This is a genomic window from Pseudomonas sp. FSL W7-0098 (genome assembly GCF_005930585.1).
In the GTDB taxonomy this organism is placed as follows: Bacteria; Pseudomonadota; Gammaproteobacteria; order Pseudomonadales; family Pseudomonadaceae; genus Aquipseudomonas; species Aquipseudomonas bubulae.
Genome location: NZ_RXHW01000015.1, coordinates 1 through 16,058 on the forward strand (window position 1 = coordinate 1; position 16,058 = coordinate 16,058).

At 59.7% G+C, this 16,058-nt stretch carries 16 protein-coding genes; 3 read left to right on the forward strand and 13 right to left on the reverse strand.

Features of this window, described 5'->3' with window-relative positions:
- Nucleotides 1-381: 381 nt before the first annotated feature.
- The 9 genes from dctM to FHL07_RS22120 all read right to left on the reverse strand — a co-directional run bounded on the left by dctM (nucleotide 382) and on the right by FHL07_RS22120 (nucleotide 9,300).
- Nucleotides 382-1,662, reverse strand: a complete 1,281-nt coding sequence (dctM, locus tag FHL07_RS22080; RefSeq protein WP_095000525.1) for a C4-dicarboxylate TRAP transporter large permease protein DctM — start codon at nucleotides 1,660-1,662, stop codon at nucleotides 382-384.
- The gene (locus tag FHL07_RS22085; RefSeq protein ID WP_095018108.1) at nucleotides 1,659-2,297 is read right to left on the reverse strand and encodes a TRAP transporter small permease; all 639 of its coding nucleotides are present in this window, start codon (nucleotides 2,295-2,297) and stop codon (nucleotides 1,659-1,661) included. The genes dctM and FHL07_RS22085 overlap by 4 nt, the downstream gene beginning before the upstream one ends.
- A 99-nt stretch (nucleotides 2,298-2,396) precedes the next feature.
- A complete protein-coding gene (locus tag FHL07_RS22090) occupies nucleotides 2,397-3,389 on the reverse strand; it encodes a TRAP transporter substrate-binding protein (protein ID WP_095000527.1) in 993 nt (330 codons plus the stop codon).
- Between the two features lie 76 nt (nucleotides 3,390-3,465).
- A complete protein-coding gene (locus FHL07_RS22095) occupies nucleotides 3,466-4,293 on the reverse strand; it encodes an HpcH/HpaI aldolase/citrate lyase family protein (RefSeq protein WP_138738914.1) in 828 nt (275 codons plus the stop codon).
- A 16-nt stretch (nucleotides 4,294-4,309) separates the two neighbouring features.
- On the reverse strand, nucleotides 4,310-5,515 hold the full coding sequence (locus FHL07_RS22100; RefSeq protein ID WP_095031668.1) for a CaiB/BaiF CoA transferase family protein: 1,206 nt from the start codon (nucleotides 5,513-5,515) through the stop codon (nucleotides 4,310-4,312).
- Nucleotides 5,512-6,882 (reverse strand): MmgE/PrpD family protein, encoded by a 1,371-nt coding sequence (locus tag FHL07_RS22105; RefSeq protein ID WP_095025855.1) that lies wholly within the window; start codon nucleotides 6,880-6,882, stop codon nucleotides 5,512-5,514. The genes FHL07_RS22100 and FHL07_RS22105 overlap by 4 nt, the downstream gene beginning before the upstream one ends.
- The gene (locus FHL07_RS22110) at nucleotides 6,879-7,271 is read right to left on the reverse strand and encodes a VOC family protein (protein WP_095018112.1); all 393 of its coding nucleotides are present in this window, start codon (nucleotides 7,269-7,271) and stop codon (nucleotides 6,879-6,881) included. The genes FHL07_RS22105 and FHL07_RS22110 overlap by 4 nt, the downstream gene beginning before the upstream one ends.
- A gap of 16 nt (nucleotides 7,272-7,287) precedes the next feature.
- A complete protein-coding gene (locus FHL07_RS22115; protein WP_138738915.1) occupies nucleotides 7,288-8,451 on the reverse strand; it encodes an acyl-CoA dehydrogenase family protein in 1,164 nt (387 codons plus the stop codon).
- 21 nt (nucleotides 8,452-8,472) lie between these two features.
- Nucleotides 8,473-9,300, reverse strand: coding sequence for an FAS1-like dehydratase domain-containing protein (locus FHL07_RS22120; RefSeq protein WP_095026873.1), 828 nt, complete (start codon nucleotides 9,298-9,300; stop codon nucleotides 8,473-8,475).
- 124 nt (nucleotides 9,301-9,424) lie between these two features.
- On the opposite strand from FHL07_RS22120, the gene FHL07_RS22125 reads away from it, so the two are divergent.
- Nucleotides 9,425-10,333 carry a LysR family transcriptional regulator gene (locus tag FHL07_RS22125; protein ID WP_095000534.1) on the forward strand — a complete coding sequence of 303 codons (909 nt, stop codon included), beginning with the start codon at nucleotides 9,425-9,427 and terminating at the stop codon, nucleotides 10,331-10,333.
- A 56-nt stretch (nucleotides 10,334-10,389) separates the two neighbouring features.
- On the opposite strand, the gene FHL07_RS22130 is transcribed toward FHL07_RS22125, so the two are convergent.
- Nucleotides 10,390-11,460, reverse strand: coding sequence for a GlxA family transcriptional regulator (locus tag FHL07_RS22130; protein ID WP_138738916.1), 1,071 nt, complete (start codon nucleotides 11,458-11,460; stop codon nucleotides 10,390-10,392).
- 82 nt (nucleotides 11,461-11,542) lie between these two features.
- Between FHL07_RS22130 and FHL07_RS22135 the strand changes: the two genes are divergently transcribed.
- Nucleotides 11,543-12,664, forward strand: coding sequence for an aryl-sulfate sulfotransferase (locus FHL07_RS22135; protein ID WP_138738917.1), 1,122 nt, complete (start codon nucleotides 11,543-11,545; stop codon nucleotides 12,662-12,664).
- A gap of 95 nt (nucleotides 12,665-12,759) precedes the next feature.
- On the opposite strand, the gene rssC is transcribed toward FHL07_RS22135, so the two are convergent.
- The 3 genes from rssC to FHL07_RS22150 form a co-directional block, all read right to left on the reverse strand.
- Nucleotides 12,760-13,242, reverse strand: coding sequence for an anti-sigma factor antagonist RssC (rssC, locus tag FHL07_RS22140; protein WP_095000537.1), 483 nt, complete (start codon nucleotides 13,240-13,242; stop codon nucleotides 12,760-12,762).
- A complete protein-coding gene (gene rssB, locus FHL07_RS22145) occupies nucleotides 13,239-14,423 on the reverse strand; it encodes a two-component system response regulator RssB (protein ID WP_095000538.1) in 1,185 nt (394 codons plus the stop codon). Before rssB ends, rssC begins: the two co-directional genes overlap by 4 nt.
- Nucleotides 14,424-14,765: 342 nt before the next feature.
- Nucleotides 14,766-15,455: an MlaA family lipoprotein gene (locus FHL07_RS22150; RefSeq protein ID WP_095000539.1), complete on the reverse strand. Its 690-nt coding sequence runs from the start codon at nucleotides 15,453-15,455 to the stop codon at nucleotides 14,766-14,768.
- Nucleotides 15,456-15,752: 297 nt separating this feature from the next.
- Here FHL07_RS22150 and FHL07_RS22155 point away from each other — a divergent pair, with 297 nt between their 5' ends.
- Entirely contained in the window at nucleotides 15,753-16,016 is a 264-nt protein-coding gene (locus FHL07_RS22155) for a DUF4404 family protein (RefSeq protein ID WP_095000540.1), read from the forward strand.
- The last annotated feature ends 42 nt before the right edge of the window (nucleotides 16,017-16,058 follow it).

Here is a 16,058-nt window from a genome sequence, read left to right on the forward strand (position 1 = left end):
CGACACAAAACCTGTGGGAGCGCGGCTTGCCCGCGATGGCATCCATACGGTGAGCCTGCCAGACCGCGTCGCCTGCATCGCGAGCAAGCCCGCTCCCACAATTAATCCTGCAAACCGCAGCTCTTAACTACGCCACAAAACCTGTGGGAGCGCGGCTTGCCCGCGATGGCATCCATACGGTGAGCCTGCCAGACCGCGCCGCCTGCATCGCGAGCAAGCCCGCTCCCACAATGAATCCTGCAAACCGCAGCTCTTAAGTACGCCACAAAACCTGTGGGAGCGCGGCTTGCCCGCGATGGCATCCATACGGTGAGCCTGCCAGACCGCGTCGCCTGCATCGCGATGCAAGCCCGCTCCCACACTATTCCCTGCGCCCGCCCGCTACATCCCCAGCCAATTCGGCAACGCCAGCGACACAAACGGCACATAGGTCACCAGCACCAGGAACGCCAGCATCACCAGTAACCACGGCGATACCGCACGTACCACTCGAGTGAGCGGCATACCCGTGACCGCCGAGGTGACAAACAGGTTTAGCCCGGTGGGTGGGGTGATCAGGCCGATTTCCATATTCACCACCATGATGATGCCCAGGTGGATCGGATCAATGCCCAGTTGCATGGCAATCGGGAACAGGATCGGCGCCAGAATCAGGATGATTGCCGAAGGCTCCATAAAAGTCCCTGCAACCAACAGCACAATATTGACCACCAACAGGAACTCAATCGGGGTAAAGCCCTGCTCCACCACCCAGGCGGTAATCGACTGCGGGATCTGCTCGGTGGTCAGCACATGGGCAAAAAGCATGGCGTTGGCAATGATAAACATCAGCACCACGCTCAGCTTGCCCGCCTCGACAATCACCTTCGGGCATTCGCGGACGGTCATGTCCTTGTAGATAAAGATCGCCACGAACGCTGCGTACACCGCCGCCACAGCAGCCGCTTCGGTAGGGGTGAACATGCCCGAGTAAATACCGCCGAGAATGATCACGATCAACATCAGGCCCCAGCCGGCACGGCGCCCGGCGGTGACGATTTCCTTGAACGAGGCCCGGGGCAGCGATGGCATGTCCTTGACCCGCGCCAGGATGTAGATGGTCACCATCAATACCAGCCCCAGCAACAGACCCGGCACAACACCGGCCATAAACAGCTTGCCCACCGAGGTTTCGGTGGCGGTAGCGTAAACCACCATGACGATCGACGGCGGAATCAGGATGCCCAGGGTCCCGGCGTTACAGACGATACCGGCAGCAAAATCCTGCTTGTAGCCAGAACGGACCATGCCGGCGATAACGATCGAGCCCACCGCCGCCACCGTGGCCGGAGAAGAGCCACTCAGCGCCGCAAACAGCATGCAGGCCAGGATTGCGGCGATGGCCAGGCCACCCTTGATATGCCCGACGCAGGCGTTGGCGAAATCGATCAGGCGCCGGGCCACGCCGCCGCTGGTCATGAATGCACCCGATAGCAGGAAAAACGGGATCGCCAGCAATGTGTAGTGCTCGCTGGTTTCAAACAGCTTGATCGCCAGCGAACGCACCGAGTCGTTACTGAAGAACAGAATGGTCATGGCCCCGGACAAGCCCAGGGAAATCGCCACCGGAATACCGACAAACATCAGCACGAACAGGGCGACAAAAAGGAAGGCAATAGTCATTTTGGAGTCCCCTGCTGGTCGTTTTCCGCCAGCTTGACGGCGTCGTCCACTTCACTGTGCAAGCCCAGGCCTTGCTGCTTGCCCTGAATGATGCGGATAAAAACCTGCAGAAAACGCACAAACATCAAGGCAAAACCGATCGGCACGATCATCACGATTTGCCATTGCCTGATACCGAAGCGGTCCAGGTCTTCGGCACTGGTGCCAACGGCATACAACGTGGCCACCCACTGCTCGCTGGAGTACGCCATCAGCACGCAATAGCCCAGGCAAATGGCCACTGCCAGCAAGGCCACCCGCCGCTGATTGGCAGGCTTGAACTGGCGCACCAGCAAGTCGACGCCAATATGCGCGCCAATGCGCACGCCCCAGGCCAGGCCGACAAAAATCAGCCAGCCGAACATGGCCTTGGTCAGGGCCACACTCCAGGTCATCTCCTGGGCGACGTAGAGAATACTGTCGCCGATGCCGAGCAGGGTCTCGTTGGCGAACGGCAGCGAGTCCCCCAGGGAATAGAAAACACCATAGAGGTTGTTGAATACGACATACGCGAAGGTGACCAGGGTCATGCCTGCAAGCAGGAATGCCACCAGCATTTCTTCCGCGTGATTCCAGACACGAACGGCTGCGTGCATGGGTAATCTCCCTTGAAAGAACGGTCGAGAAACGACAAAGCAAAGGTTGCCGTGGCGATCCCCTGCGGGACCACCGACGGCAATCAGCGCTGGCGACTATTAACTGCTTTGGTTGGCCTGCTCGGCGGCCGCGATCACATCAGGGCCGATGTCGCTCTCGAACTTCTTCCATACCGGGCGCATGGCTTCACGCCACAACTCGCGCTGTTCCGGGGTAAGGATGATGATTTCGCTGTTGCCGGAATCGGCAATGCGCTGGCGGGAAGCCTGGTTAAGCGCCTCGGCCTGCTTGTTCACCTCCACGGTGACCTCGGCCATGACCGCATCCAGGGTGTTGCGCACCTCTTCAGGCAGGCCATTCCAGAACTTGGTATTGGTGATCACCATGTAATCGATGGCGCCATGGTTGGACTCGGTGAAGAACTTCTGCACCTCATACACGTTCTGGCTTTCGTAGTTGGACCAGGTATTCTCGGTGCCATTCACCACACCGGTCTGCAAGCCCTGATAAACCTCGGCAAAACTCATCTTGCGTGGCGCCGCGCGCAGAGCCTTGAACTGCTCATCCAGCACGGCGGAAGCCTGTACGCGGAACTTCAGGCCGCGGGCGTCCTTGGGCTCGTAGAGCGCCTTGTTGGCGGACAGTTGCTTCATCCCGTTATGCCAGTAACCAAGCCCGGTAATGCCCTTGCCTTCCATCGACTTGAGCAGAGCCTGACCTTGCGGGCTTTGCTGGAAACGGTCGAGGGCCTGGATATCAGTGAACAGAAAGGGCAAATCGAAAATCTGGATCGGCTTGGAGTAATGCTCGAACTTGGCCAGCGACGGCGCCAGCAGTTGCACGTCACCCAGCAGCAGCGCTTCCATTTCCTTGCCGTCGCCAAACAGCGAGGAGTTCGGATAGACCTCGACCTTGACCTGCCCGGGCAGGCGTTCCTCGGCCAGTTTCTTGAACAACAGCGCGCCCTGCCCCTTGGGTGTGTGCTCGGCGACAACGTGGGCGAATTTGATGCTGATAGGGTCGGCAGCGCCCGCAAAACCTGCGAATAATGGCAATGCGCAGGCCAGAGCCTTGAGAGTGTGCTTGAACATGGGACATACCTCTTGTTGTTATAGATTTGGTAGTGCCTGGTGTTGCCTGTGCTGCGTTTAACCGCTTCGCCTGGCCTCAGTTACAAGGCAGACCGGCCCGGCGCAATACCCGCCGGGCAAAGCCGATGACCGGGGCATCGACCATTTGCCCGTCAAGCACAAACACCCCGCCTGTGGATGCAACCGCATCCAGAACCCGCCGCGCCCAGTCCAGCTCGTCCTGACGCGGCATAAAAGCGGCGTGAATCACTGCCACCTGACCAGGATGAATGCACAGCAGGCCGCCAAAGCCCATATCCCTGGCATCGGCGGCCATGCGGGCCATGCCGGCGCTGTTGTTGATGTCCGCAAATACACTGTCCAGCGGCGGCGCCAGTTGCGCCAGGACGCTGTGCAGCAAAATGGCGTAGCGGGCCTGATCGAGAATGCGCTGCGCGCCAGCCGTATCGCTGGCCAGGCCCAGGTCCAGGCCCAGGTCCAGCGCACCGAAACTCAGGCGTTCCACCCCGCGAGCCCGGGCAATGGCCGGCAATTCAAGCAAGCCCCTGGCGCTTTCGATAATCGGCCACACCGACTTGCCACACGCCGCAGCCTGTTCGACCTGTGCAGCGCTTTCGGCCTTGGGCAGCAATACCGCCACCACGCCGGGCTGGCGACGGCACAACTCGATATCGGCTGCCTGCTGCTGATGCTGCGGCGCATTGATCCGCACCAGCACCCTGGCCTGCGGATTGTCATTAAGGAAAGCATCCAGACTGGCGCGGGCCTGGGCCTTGAGGTCCTCGGCCACAGCGTCTTCCAGATCGACGATCACCTGATCGGCGCCGCTTTGCAGCGCCTTGGGTATCCGCTCGGGGCGAGTAGCCGGGACGAACAGCGCTGAACGAATGCTGGTGTTATCCATCACGATGCTCCATGCCTTATACCGCTCCTAGTTGATGCAGACGCTTGATCTCGTCCGCGCCATAACCCAGTTCACCCAGCAGGCTGTCGGTGTGCTGGCCCAGACCGGGAACCGCCTCCATACGCGGCTCGAAAGCGGTGTTGCACCCCGGTGGCAGCAGCGCCGGCAACTTGCCCGCCGGGCTGTCCACTTCGCGCCAGCGCTTACGGGCGGCCAGTTGCGGATGAGTCCACACACCGGCCATATCGTTGACATGGGCATTGGCAATCGATGCCCCGTCGAGCCGGGCAATCACTTCATCGGCACCCATGCTGGCAAAGGTTTCAACAATGATGGCGCGCAACTCGCTACGGTTTTCTGAACGCCGTGCATTGGCATTAAAGCGCGGGTTGCTCGCCAGGTCTGGCTGTAGCAACACCCTGTCGCAAAATTGCTGCCATTCGCGTTCATTCTGCAGGCCAAGCATCACCGTGCCGCCATCGCCGGTGGGGAACGGGCCGTAGGGGTAGATGGTGGCATGCGCGGCCCCCGCCCGCGGCGGGGGCGCGGCACCGTCGTAGGCGTAATACAGCGGGTAGTTCATCCATTCCACCAGACTCTCGAGCATCGACACATCGATACGGCTGCCCTCCCCGGTCTTGTCCCGCAGCAGCAGCGCCGAAAGCACTCCGGTGTAGGCATACATGCCTGCAGCGATATCGGCAATCGAGCAACCGGCCTTGGCCATGTCATGTTCATCCGGCCCGCCGGTCACCGACAAAAACCCGCCTTCACTCTGGATCAGCAGGTCGTAAGCCTTTTTCTGCTCGTAGGGTCCGCCTTCGCCGTAACCGGAAATATCGCAGACGATCAACCGCGGGAAACGCTCATGCAGGGTTGCAAACGACAACCCCATACGTTCTGCCGCTCCCGGCGCCAGGTTCTGTACCAGCACATCGGCCGTGGCCAGCAGCTTGTCGAGCACGTCCGCAGCTTGCTGCTGCTTGACGTTGAGCGTCAGGCTTTCCTTGGAGCGGTTGGTCCAGACAAAGTGCGAGGCCAGACCATTGACCCGCCCGTCATAGTCGCGGGCAAAGTCGCCGGAGCCGGGGCGCTCGATCTTGATCACCCGTGCACCGAGGTCAGCCAGCTGGCGGGTGCAAAACGGCGCGGCGATAGCGTGCTCCAGGCTGATCACGGTAATGCCGTCCAGCGGCCGGGGTTTGTGCGCGGTGGCGGTCATGATGGTCTCCCGATGCAGGTCAGTACACTCAAGTCGTCAAGATGGCGCAGGTGCCAGACCTGCTCGAGCAGCCCGCTGGCCTGTTCGTCGCTACGCGCTCCCGAGAAGGCCAGCAGGCGACGAAACTTGTCTTCCAGTTCAGCGCGGCTCAACGTATTGCCCGGGTCGCCCCTGGGCTCATCGATGCTGCCCTGCAGGCTGCGCCCCTGCACCGTGGTCACCAGCACCCGGCCCAGCCAGCGCTGTGGATACGCATCGTCAACGTCGTTATCGAGGACCATGCGCACCTTGTCGCGAAACGCACCAACGCGCGCATCGCTCAGCGCATGCTGATGAAACTCGGGCAAGCCGGCCTTGCCATAGACGGCAATCAGGCCCAGCACCGTGCCCATGGAAAACTTGGCCTGGTGCACGCTCTGCGGCACCTCTACGCGGCCCAATACATCGATGGCGGCTTGATGGACGCGGGTGGTGACACTGGCGATGTCCTCTGCTCCAAGCCCCTCCCGCTGCATCAACGCCAGCAGCGCATCGGCCGCCGGGTGGGTGTGGCGGCACGAGGCGTGAAACTTGAACGAAGTCTCCGTCAGCGCCCAGCGGCTGCCCAGGCGATCGGACAGGCACGCCGGGTTGGCGTCGCTGGACATGCCGGCAGCCATGCCCTGCTCACCCTCAAGAATATTTTGCGCACCGCTCAGACCCTCGCCCGTCAGGTAAGCAGCCAGCAAACCATCAGCGGCGGCCTTGGCGGTATGCAGCTGCTTGGAGTCCGCGGCATCGCGCAGAAACTCCCACAGGCCCGCGGCCTGGGTCCCGGCAGTGCCCAGCAGGTGGGTGAACTGCTGCGGGTTGAACCCCATCAGCTTGCCGACCCCCACCGCTGCCGCCAGGGTGCCGACCGTAGCCGTGGTGTGAAAGATGCGGTAATGCGAACGACCAAGAAACTCACCGATGCGAATGCCCGCTTCATAACCGGCGACGGCGGCGACAATCAGATCGCGACCCGATTTTCCCAGGTCCTGTGCCGCCGCCAGCACCGCAGGAAACACCACGGTCGCCGGGTGCAGCACGGAGCTGTTATGCAGGTCGTCCTGCTCCACCAAATGGGAGCTGGCGCCATTGACCAGCGCGGCAAAATACGCCGAGGTGGTCTGGCCATTGACCAGAATACCGGCAGGGCCGGTGCCCGGGCCCATCTTCGCCACGTAGCGTTCAAACAACGGGATCGGGTGCGCGCCCTGACTGGCCAGGGCCGATCCCAGCCAGTCGAGAAACAGCTCTTCAGTACGGCTGATAACGGCTTCGGGTAATTGCTGGTAATCCAGGCTGGCCAAAAAACGGGTGAGCGCCTGCGTGTGCTGACTCATGCCGCGCTCTCCACTCGATTGGACAACTCGATCAGGTTCAGATCCGGGTCACGCAGGTAAATCGAGCGAATCGGCCCCTGGGCACCGGTGCGCATGACCGGCCCCTCGAGGATGGCAACACCCAGGCCGTGCAGCTGCTCGATCACAGCATCCAATGGGGTCGCGACGATAAAACACAGGTCTGCCGAACCCGGCAGTGGCTGGCTGGCCTTGGGCTCGAACTCGGCACCGGCCTGGTGCAGGTTGATCTTTTGCTGGCCGAACCCAAGGGCATGGCGGCCCTGACCGAACACCACGGGCTGCATGCCCAGCACCCGGCTGTAAAAATCCAGACTTGTGGGGATATCCCGTACTGTCAGGACCAGATGGTCCAGATGACTGATCTGCATGTTCTGTCTCCGTTAATTAAAAGGAACGCGGCAACTCGAGCAGATGCTCGGCCACATAGGACAGGATCAGGTTGGTGGAGATGGGCGCCACTTGGTACAGACGGGTCTCGCGAAACTTGCGCTCGACGTCATACTCATTGGCAAAACCGAAACCGCCGTGGGTTTGCAGGCAGGCATTGGCCGCTTCCCAGCTGGCCTTGGTTGCCAGGTACTTGGCCATATTGGCCGCCGCCCCGGCTTTACCCCCACTGTCGTATTCTTCGCAGGCGCGCCAGCGCATCAGGTCAGCGGCTTCCAGCTCGATATGGGCTTCGGCAATCGGGAACTGTACGCCCTGGTTCTGCCCGATCGGACGACCGAATACCACACGATCACGGGCGTACTGTGCAGACTTTTCATTGAACCAGCGGCCATCACCGATGCATTCAGCGGCGATCAGCGTGCGCTCGGCATTGAGCCCGTCGAGGATATAACGAAAGCCCTTGCCCTCTTCGCCGATCAGGCTGCTGGCGGGGATTACCAGGTTGTCGAAAAACAGCTCGTTGGTCTCGTGATTGACCATATTGGCAATCGGCTGCACGGTCAGGCCGTTGCCGATGGCTTCGCGCAGATCGACGAGAAAGATCGACATGCCGTCGGCTTTTTTCTGCACGTCGGCCAACGGCGTGGTGCGGGCCAGCAGGATCATCAGGTCGGAATGCTGAACCCGCGAAATCCACACCTTCTGGCCATTGATCACATACGTGTCGCCCTGGCGCACGGCAGTGGTCTTGATCTTCGTGGTGTCGGTGCCCGTGGTCGGCTCGGTCACTGCCATCGACTGCAAGCGCAGCTCGCCACTGGCCAGCCGGGGCAGGTAATAATTTTTTTGCGCCTCGCTGCCGTGCCGCAGCAAGGTAAACATATTGTACATCTGGCCATGCACGGTGCCGGAGTTGCCGCCACAGTGGTTCACTTCCTCAAGAATCACCGAGGCCTCAGCCAGCCCCAGGCCCGAACCGCCGTAGTGCTCGGGGATCATCGCCGACAACCAGCCGGCTTCGGTCATGGCGGCGACAAAGGCTTCAGGAAAGCCCTTGTCTTCGTCAATCTTGCGCCAGTACTCGGCTGGAAACTCCGCACACAGGGCGCGGACACCCTCGCGAATGGCGTTATAGTCTTCGTTCAGATACGGATTCATTAGCGCTCCTTGTTGTCGTTATTAGTCGAAGCTCACTTCGCCCTGCTGGGCGATACCCTCTGCGTTGCCCACCCACAACTCGGCTTTACCCGCCGCCACGACCCGCCCCCGCAGCACAAAGGGCTGAGGCGCAATCAACGGCCGCACGCCGCGATAGGCAAAGCGCCGCACTTGGGCCTGGGGATTGGCGCGGCAAAAAGCGCGCAGACTGAGGGTGGCCATCAGCGGCCCGTGTACCACCAGCCCCGGGTAGCCTTCCGTTGCGGTCGCATAAGGCCAGTCGTAATGGATGCGATGGCCATTGAAGGTGACCGCCGAGTAGCGGAACAGCAAGGTGGGGCTCGGCGTGATCGACTCCTGCCAGATGCCCGCAGGCAAGGGCTCGCCCTCTGCCAGCTTGGGCGGGGTTGGTTCGCGGTAGACAATGTCCTGTTCTTCGCGAATGGCCAGTTGGCCGTCCTGCAGATAGTCATGCTGGACAGTGACAAACAGCAGCGAGCCGGTTTTACCGAGTTTTTCCCGAACATCGAGAATGGTGGAAAAACGCGTCGCCCTGGCATCCACCCTGAGCGGAGTAAAGAACTCGACACGCCCGCCCGCCCACATGCGGTTGCGGTTGTGGGCCGGAGGCAAAAAGCCGCCCCGGGCCGGGTGACCATCATCACCCAGCCCCTGTTCCTCTACCGTGGGCTGAAAGAAACACCACTGCCACAACGCCGGCAGAGGCTCCCCGGCCTGCGGCACCTTCTCACCGAAGGTAGCGGCGATACGGGTGACCAGGTTCAGGCTAAGAACGTCATGGATTTCTTCAGTACGACCGATCCAGTCGGCCAGTGCGTTATCGCTCATCGGTGATTGCCCCGTGGCTTGTTATTTTGGCCATGATTGCCAAAAGCCGGGCGATCTGTGAATCTGCGTTTCGGTAAGGGGGCGTTCGGTTTTGCTTAACGCTCAAGCCCAACGGAAATCAGCCATGCATTTTGATCTTGTCGACCTGCGCCTGTTTATTCATATCGCCGAATCCCCCAGCCTCACCCAGGGTGCGCGCAAGGCGTTTATCTCGCCGCCAGCCGCCAGTGCACGGATCAAGAGCCTGGAAGAGAACCTGGCCAGCCGCCTGTTGTACCGCGACAGCCGCGGGGTTGAACTGACCCCCGCCGGTGAACTGTTCTTGCACCATGCGCGGATGATCATGCGCCAGGTGGACTATATGAAAAGCGAGTTCACCGAGTACGACACCGACGCGTCGGGGCATATCAGGATCTTTGCCAACACCACGGCAGCCACGGAATTCTTGCCCGGTATCCTGGCCGGTTTTCTTGCCGAACGCCCAGGTGTGACAGTGGACCTGCAAGAGCGCCTGAGCCGCGATATCGTCCGCGGGGTCATGGATGGCTCAACCGATATGGGCATCATCGCCGGTCCGGTCGAGGCTGACAGCCTGCAGGTCATCCACTTCAGCACCGACCAATTGATCCTGGTCACCTCACTGGATCACCCCCTGGCCCACTCCAGGTCGATCAAGCTGGCCGAAACCCTGGCCTATCCGCATATCGGCCTGCACGAAGGCACTACCCTGCTGCGATTTTTAAATGAGCAGGTCGCCCTGCACGGCAATACCCTGAACATGCGCATCAAGGTCTACAGCTTCGAAGCGATGTGCCGGATGGTCGAAGCCGGGGTGGGTATCGCCATCCTGCCGGAGTCTTCGGCCCGTCGTCACCAGCAGACCATGGGCCTGTCGGTGATCGAACTGGACGAGCCCTGGCGGGTGCGCGAACGCAGCATTCTGGTGCGCGACCTGCAGGCACTGCCCAAGGTGACCCGGGCCTTGATCAACAGGGTGCTGGAGCATCACAAGAGCGTTGAGCCTGGCAATTAGTCCTGCACCGATATCCTTGGCCAGCGATCAGACCCGGCATGCGATAAGCCGTCAGATCAGCCTTGCGGTGCAGCGCATCGACTCTGGTTGCGGTAATGCTGCGGGCCGATGCCCAAATGCTTGTGAAACCCTCGCCGCATACGCTCTTCCCGACCAAAACCTGCGGTTTCGGCTATCCGCTTGATCGGCTCGCTGGTGGTTTTCAGCAACTGGCAGGCAGCTTCAATACGTAAGAGCTCTACCGCATGTGCAGGTGTATGGCCAGTAGTGGCCACGTAGGCACGGGCAAAGTGGCGCGCACTCATGCCAAATTGCTCCGCCAGTATTTCCACACGCAGGTCGCTTTGCAGGTTGGCTGCAATCCAGGCATGCAGACGCACCAGGCGCACGTCAGGGGCTGTACGCAAAGCCAGGGACTGGGCATTGAGCGAAGCGCTGAGCTGGGGTTGAGCCGCCGAGCGCCATACGAAAACGGTGAAATAGCGCGCCAGCTCCAATGCCGCATGGGGGCCGAGATCCTGCTCCACCAACCCCAGCGCCAGGTCGATACCGGCAGCAGCTCCCGCGCACGTCCACAGATTCGCGTCATGCAGGTACAACCCTTCAGTCTGGCACTGGAGCGCCGGGTAGCGGGCTTGCAGTTCTTCGGCAAACTTCCAGTGGGTCACCACCTTGCGCCCCTCAAGCAGACCGGCAGCGGCCAAGGCGAATGTACCAGTACCTATGGAACACAGCCTGCGTACGGCCGTGGCGCGGCGGCGCAACCAGCTGCACACAGGTACGCTGGCTTCAAGTGCTGCCACACCCGGGCCCCCTGCCACGATCAGGGTGTCGATAACGTCCGCTTGCTGGTCGATCTGTTCCAGGGACAGTGTATTGACGCTGATCCCGGAAACCGAGGTTATCTGGCCTCCCATGGGCGATACGAGCAACAGCCGATAAGGTGGATCGCTGGCAAAAGTGCCGCCCAACAGCCGCGGTATCGCGGCGAAGACCTCAAGTGGCCCCGCGGCGTTGAGCAATAACAGCTCATCGAATGCCAGCACCACCACCGTACGCGGCGTGGCGTCCGGCATGGCAGCAAAAGAGGGGTGTTTGGCATGGAGCGCCACGGTTTGCCTCGACATACTCGATTCCACGCACACAGGGGAGACCGACAATGCTCCCCTGCCGCGCACAATACCAGTGGAACCTAGTGGGAGTGGCACCATGTCAAAACTGCACAACACCACCCTGAAGCGCCACAAGACCGGTCTGGTCGGCGTCGACCACGCCCGTAGCGCCGGTGGCTACACACTGTTCGCCCCGCAAACGGCAGATGGCAATGTGTTCCTGATCGATCTGGAAGGCGAAATCGTACACCGCTGGAAGCTGCCCTGGCGCCCCGGCCGCGACGCCGTAATACTGCGCAACGGCAACCTGGGATACAACGGCAACCACCCCGACTCGCCAGAGTTGTTTACGGGCTGGTCAGTCTGGCACGGCGGCGCCTTCAGCGAAGTCACTGCCGAGGGAGAAGTGGTGTGGGAACACACTGACCTGATGCACCATCACGATGCCCAATGGCTGGACAACGGTCATCTGCTCTACACCACCGTTGAACCGCTGAGCCCGCAGCTGGCCAGCCGCGTGGTGGGCGGCATTCCTGGCAGCGAAGCACCCGGCGGGGTGATCTATGCCGATGTGGTCAAAGAAGTCGACCGCCAGGGCCATGTTGTGTGGGAGTGGCGCAGCTGGGAGCACCTGCGCCCTGAAGACTATCCGCTGCATGATGCGTTTGAACGCTACCACTGGCCGATGACCAACGCCGTCTCGCCGGGCCGCGATGGCAAGATCATTCTCAGCCTGCGCAGCGTCTCAGCGGTGATTGCCATTTCGCGCAGCAGCAGTAAGGTGCTGTGGCGCCTGGGCCATGATCTGGTTGCGCAACAGCACTGCCCGAGCGAGCTGGAAAACGGCAACGTGCTGGTATTCGACAACGGCATCTTTCGGCCACATACCAGCATGCCGCACTCACGAATACTGGAAATAGAGCCACTGAGCCAACAGATCGTGTGGCAGTACGCCGATACCCCGGGCTATGCCTTTTTCACCCCGTTCATGGGCGGCGCGCAACGCCTGCACAACGGCAATACGCTGGTGACCGAGGCCAATTTTGGTCGACTGTTTGAAATCACGCCGACGGGAGAAGTGGTCTGGGAATATATCAATCCCTTCTTTGCCGCGTACCCGGATGCAGCCTCCAGAGCCTATCTGCCGGGTGAAAACAACGCGATCTTCCGCGCGCACCGTTATCAGCGCCGGGAAATACCATGGTTCGTTGTAACATAAAAAGCTAAAAGCCCCTCACCACGCCTCTCCCTCCGGGAGAGGCGTGGTGAGGGGCTTTTGATCTTTGACAACCTGCGGGATGAGACGACCGGAAATCAATTCCGCTCGAGTGCATTCACCAGATCATGGAAAGCTTCACGGTTGGAGTCGTTGAGCCCCATCAGAATCTTGTGCGCTTCCAGCACTTTTACCCGCACCACTTCTTCTGTCTGATCCTGCGAAGGCAGGTCGGTCAGGCAATCCGGGCAAGGGATCGGCTTGCCGATGATGTTGAACACCTGATCGAAGCCCATCGACTCCAGCAGCCGGGTGATGTCTTCGTGGGTGGTGACAACAGTCGGCAACAGGCCTGTTTTTTGGCGCGACAATATCGACAGTTTCGCCAGCAAACCCAAGGTGGTGCTGTCGATACTGCGGGTTTCGGTGAGGTCAATCACGATGGCATTGAAATTCAACGCCGTGAAAATCCTCTCGATCGTCGCATCCAGTGCCGAACACAACGTCAGACGCACTTCACCCACAAACTTCAGGACAAAAGTGCCGTCCTGTTCGGCGAACTGAATTCTACCGGTACTCATTTAAGATTCCTGCTCAACACCAACAAGGCGATATCATCCGGCATCTCCCCTAGCGTAGCTAATCCAAACACTTTGCGCAGACCATCCAGGCTGCCGCCTGCTGCTTTTACCCGTTGCGGCAAAGCAGCTTCTTTCTCTTTGAGCGTCGGCTCGGTCAAAAGATCCAGGATACCGTCAGACATCAGAGTCAGGCTGAAAGCTTCAGGCAATTTCATGACCTGGTCTTCATAGGTGGCTTCGTTGAACAGGCCAACGGGCAAACCCCGCCCTTCCAGATAACGGACACTGTCTGGAGTGTAGAGCACCGGCAGCGGCAAGTGCCCGCCAATGCTGTAGGTCAGTTCGCCGCTTTCTTCATTGATCACACCGCCCACCATGGTCACGTGCTTGCCCAGCTTGCAGTTGATCAGGCCACGGTTGATATGCCCAAGCACTTCGGAGGGCTTGAACTCCGGCAAGGTGCCATTGCGCTTGGACTCGAACAGGAGGCGCGTGGTCATGAACTTGAGCAGCACCGTGACAAAGGCCGAAGAGGCGCCGTGCCCGGAAACATCCGCCAGATAAAAAGCGACCCGACGCTCGTCAACCCGGAAGTAGTCGACAAAATCCCCGGACAGATACAGTGACGGGATGATCTTGTGGGCAAAACTGAACTCATCAGTGGTCCAGGGGCTGACCGGCAGCATGTTCATCTGCACCTGCCGGCCGGCGTTCTGGTCTTCCTGCAGCAAATGCAGGCTGGCTTCCAGTTCCCGGTTGGCCGACTCCAGCTTCTCACGGTAGCGCTGGTTCTCAAGCTGCAACCGCGCACGATCCAGAGCTCGGTGAACCGAATGCTCCAGCACGGCAAGGTCTTCCAGCGGCTTGATCAGGTAGTCGGCAGCGCCAAGGCGCAAAGCCTCGACCACATCGCTCATCACGCCTGCGCCCGAGATGACGATCACCGGCGTTTGCGCCGACCGCTGGGCAACCTGGCGAATCACCTCCAGGCCACTCATTTGCGGCATGCGCAGGTCACAGATGATCAGATCTGGCTGCTCTTGCTCGAACATCTGAAGGCCTTGCAAGCCATTATTGGCCTGAAGGACGCTGAAGCCGCTGTCTTCCAGGTAGGCCGCCAGACTTGCGCGTACTACCTGGTCGTCATCAATGATCAGCAGCGTGGCACTGGTTTTTTGCATGTGGGCAAATGGCGCCAGAATTAGGTTGTCGTTGAAGCTCGTAAACGTCGGGCTCAACAACTGAAATGGCTTGTGAACATCCCTGATTCAAATCGACTGTATTGCTCGATCCTACAAAGGTGCCCGTGTAAGGCGCAGACGGTACTCCCATCCGCGGGGTGTTTCAAGCTCAGGCCGATAGCGGCTTGAGGTGTTCGTCACGTTAAATTACTGCGGGTTATAAGAACCACGTTTACGGCAACTAAAACCTTGGTAACAAAGGCCGCAAAGCCGATTGATTCTCATCTGCACCCATACAAAAAACGGCCACAAGGGCCGTTTTTTGCGCATCGGTCAAACGACTCAGAAGTCGTCGACAACCTGCCCGTCCTTGACCTTGAATTCACGGCTTTGCAGATACGCATTGCGGATAAAGATGTATTTATCCCCCGTGATCAATTTTTCGGCCGACAGCAGATTGGCGCGGGCATCGATGATTTTCATCCCGGCAACGGTGTTACGTGCTGAAACGTCATGCATGTAGCGGTAAGGTTCGGCATAGGAGTCCGGGTAGATGCCCAGGGCATCTCGCACCGTACTTGGGCCCAGCAGCGGCAATACAAGGTAAGGGCCGCTGCTCAGCCCCCAGTAGCCAAGGGTCTGGCCAAAGTCTTCGTCGTTGCGCTGCAGGCCCATCTTGGTGCCCACATCAAAGAAGCCGCCGACACCGATAATGGTGTTCATCAGCAAACGGGCGGTATCCACGCCCGCAGCGTGGGGTTTTACCTGCAGCACGTTGTTGGCCAGGTTGCGCACGTCACCGACGTTGCGGTACATATTGTGGATGCCATCCTCCAGAAACTGCGGAGTGATGAACTGGTAGCCCTGGGCAATCGGCTTCAGGGCATAGGTGTCGAGGGTGTCGTTAAACTTGAACACAACCCGGTTAAACCCTTCCCACGGGTCATCCTCGGTGGCGGCATTGGCAGCAAACGGCATCATGGCCACACCGGCACAGACAAACAATGGGGCGAGACGAACAGTCCAGCGCATAGCAAAACTCCCTGAAGTTACTCAACACTTGGGCGCTATGCCCTGAGTCTGAACATCAGTATAACGGCAAATGGCTTTTAGGCAGCCCCCAAGCAATCGCCTAAACAGACTTGTATAAAAGATAGACGTTCTCCCCGCTGCCGATTCTTTTAAAACCACCCGCCTGAACGACAAAAACACGCACCGGGGATTTTGATAGAGATCATGCACTTCGCCCGCGAGTGGATTAATCTAGAGACAGACCTTTTGCTCACTTCGAAGGTCTACACCAGAGCCTATCAATAAAGGATGAATGCTATGCCTGCCCGCGATCTGCAAGAACAACTCAATACCTTGCGCGAGCAACTGGAACAGAACCCGCCGCTCACCCAGGAAGAGCGTGAACACTTGAACCAGCTCGCCACACAAATCCAGGCTCAGATCGACATCGAAAAAGCGACCAACGATTCCAGCCTTGCCGACAGCGTCAACCTCGCTGTAGAGCGCTTTGAGGTCGATCATCCCACTCTCGCCGTTACCCTGCGCAGCATCGTGCAAACCTTGGGCAATATCGGCATCTGATTTCCGGTAACCCCCAGAAACAAAAAAGCCCCGACTCATTGC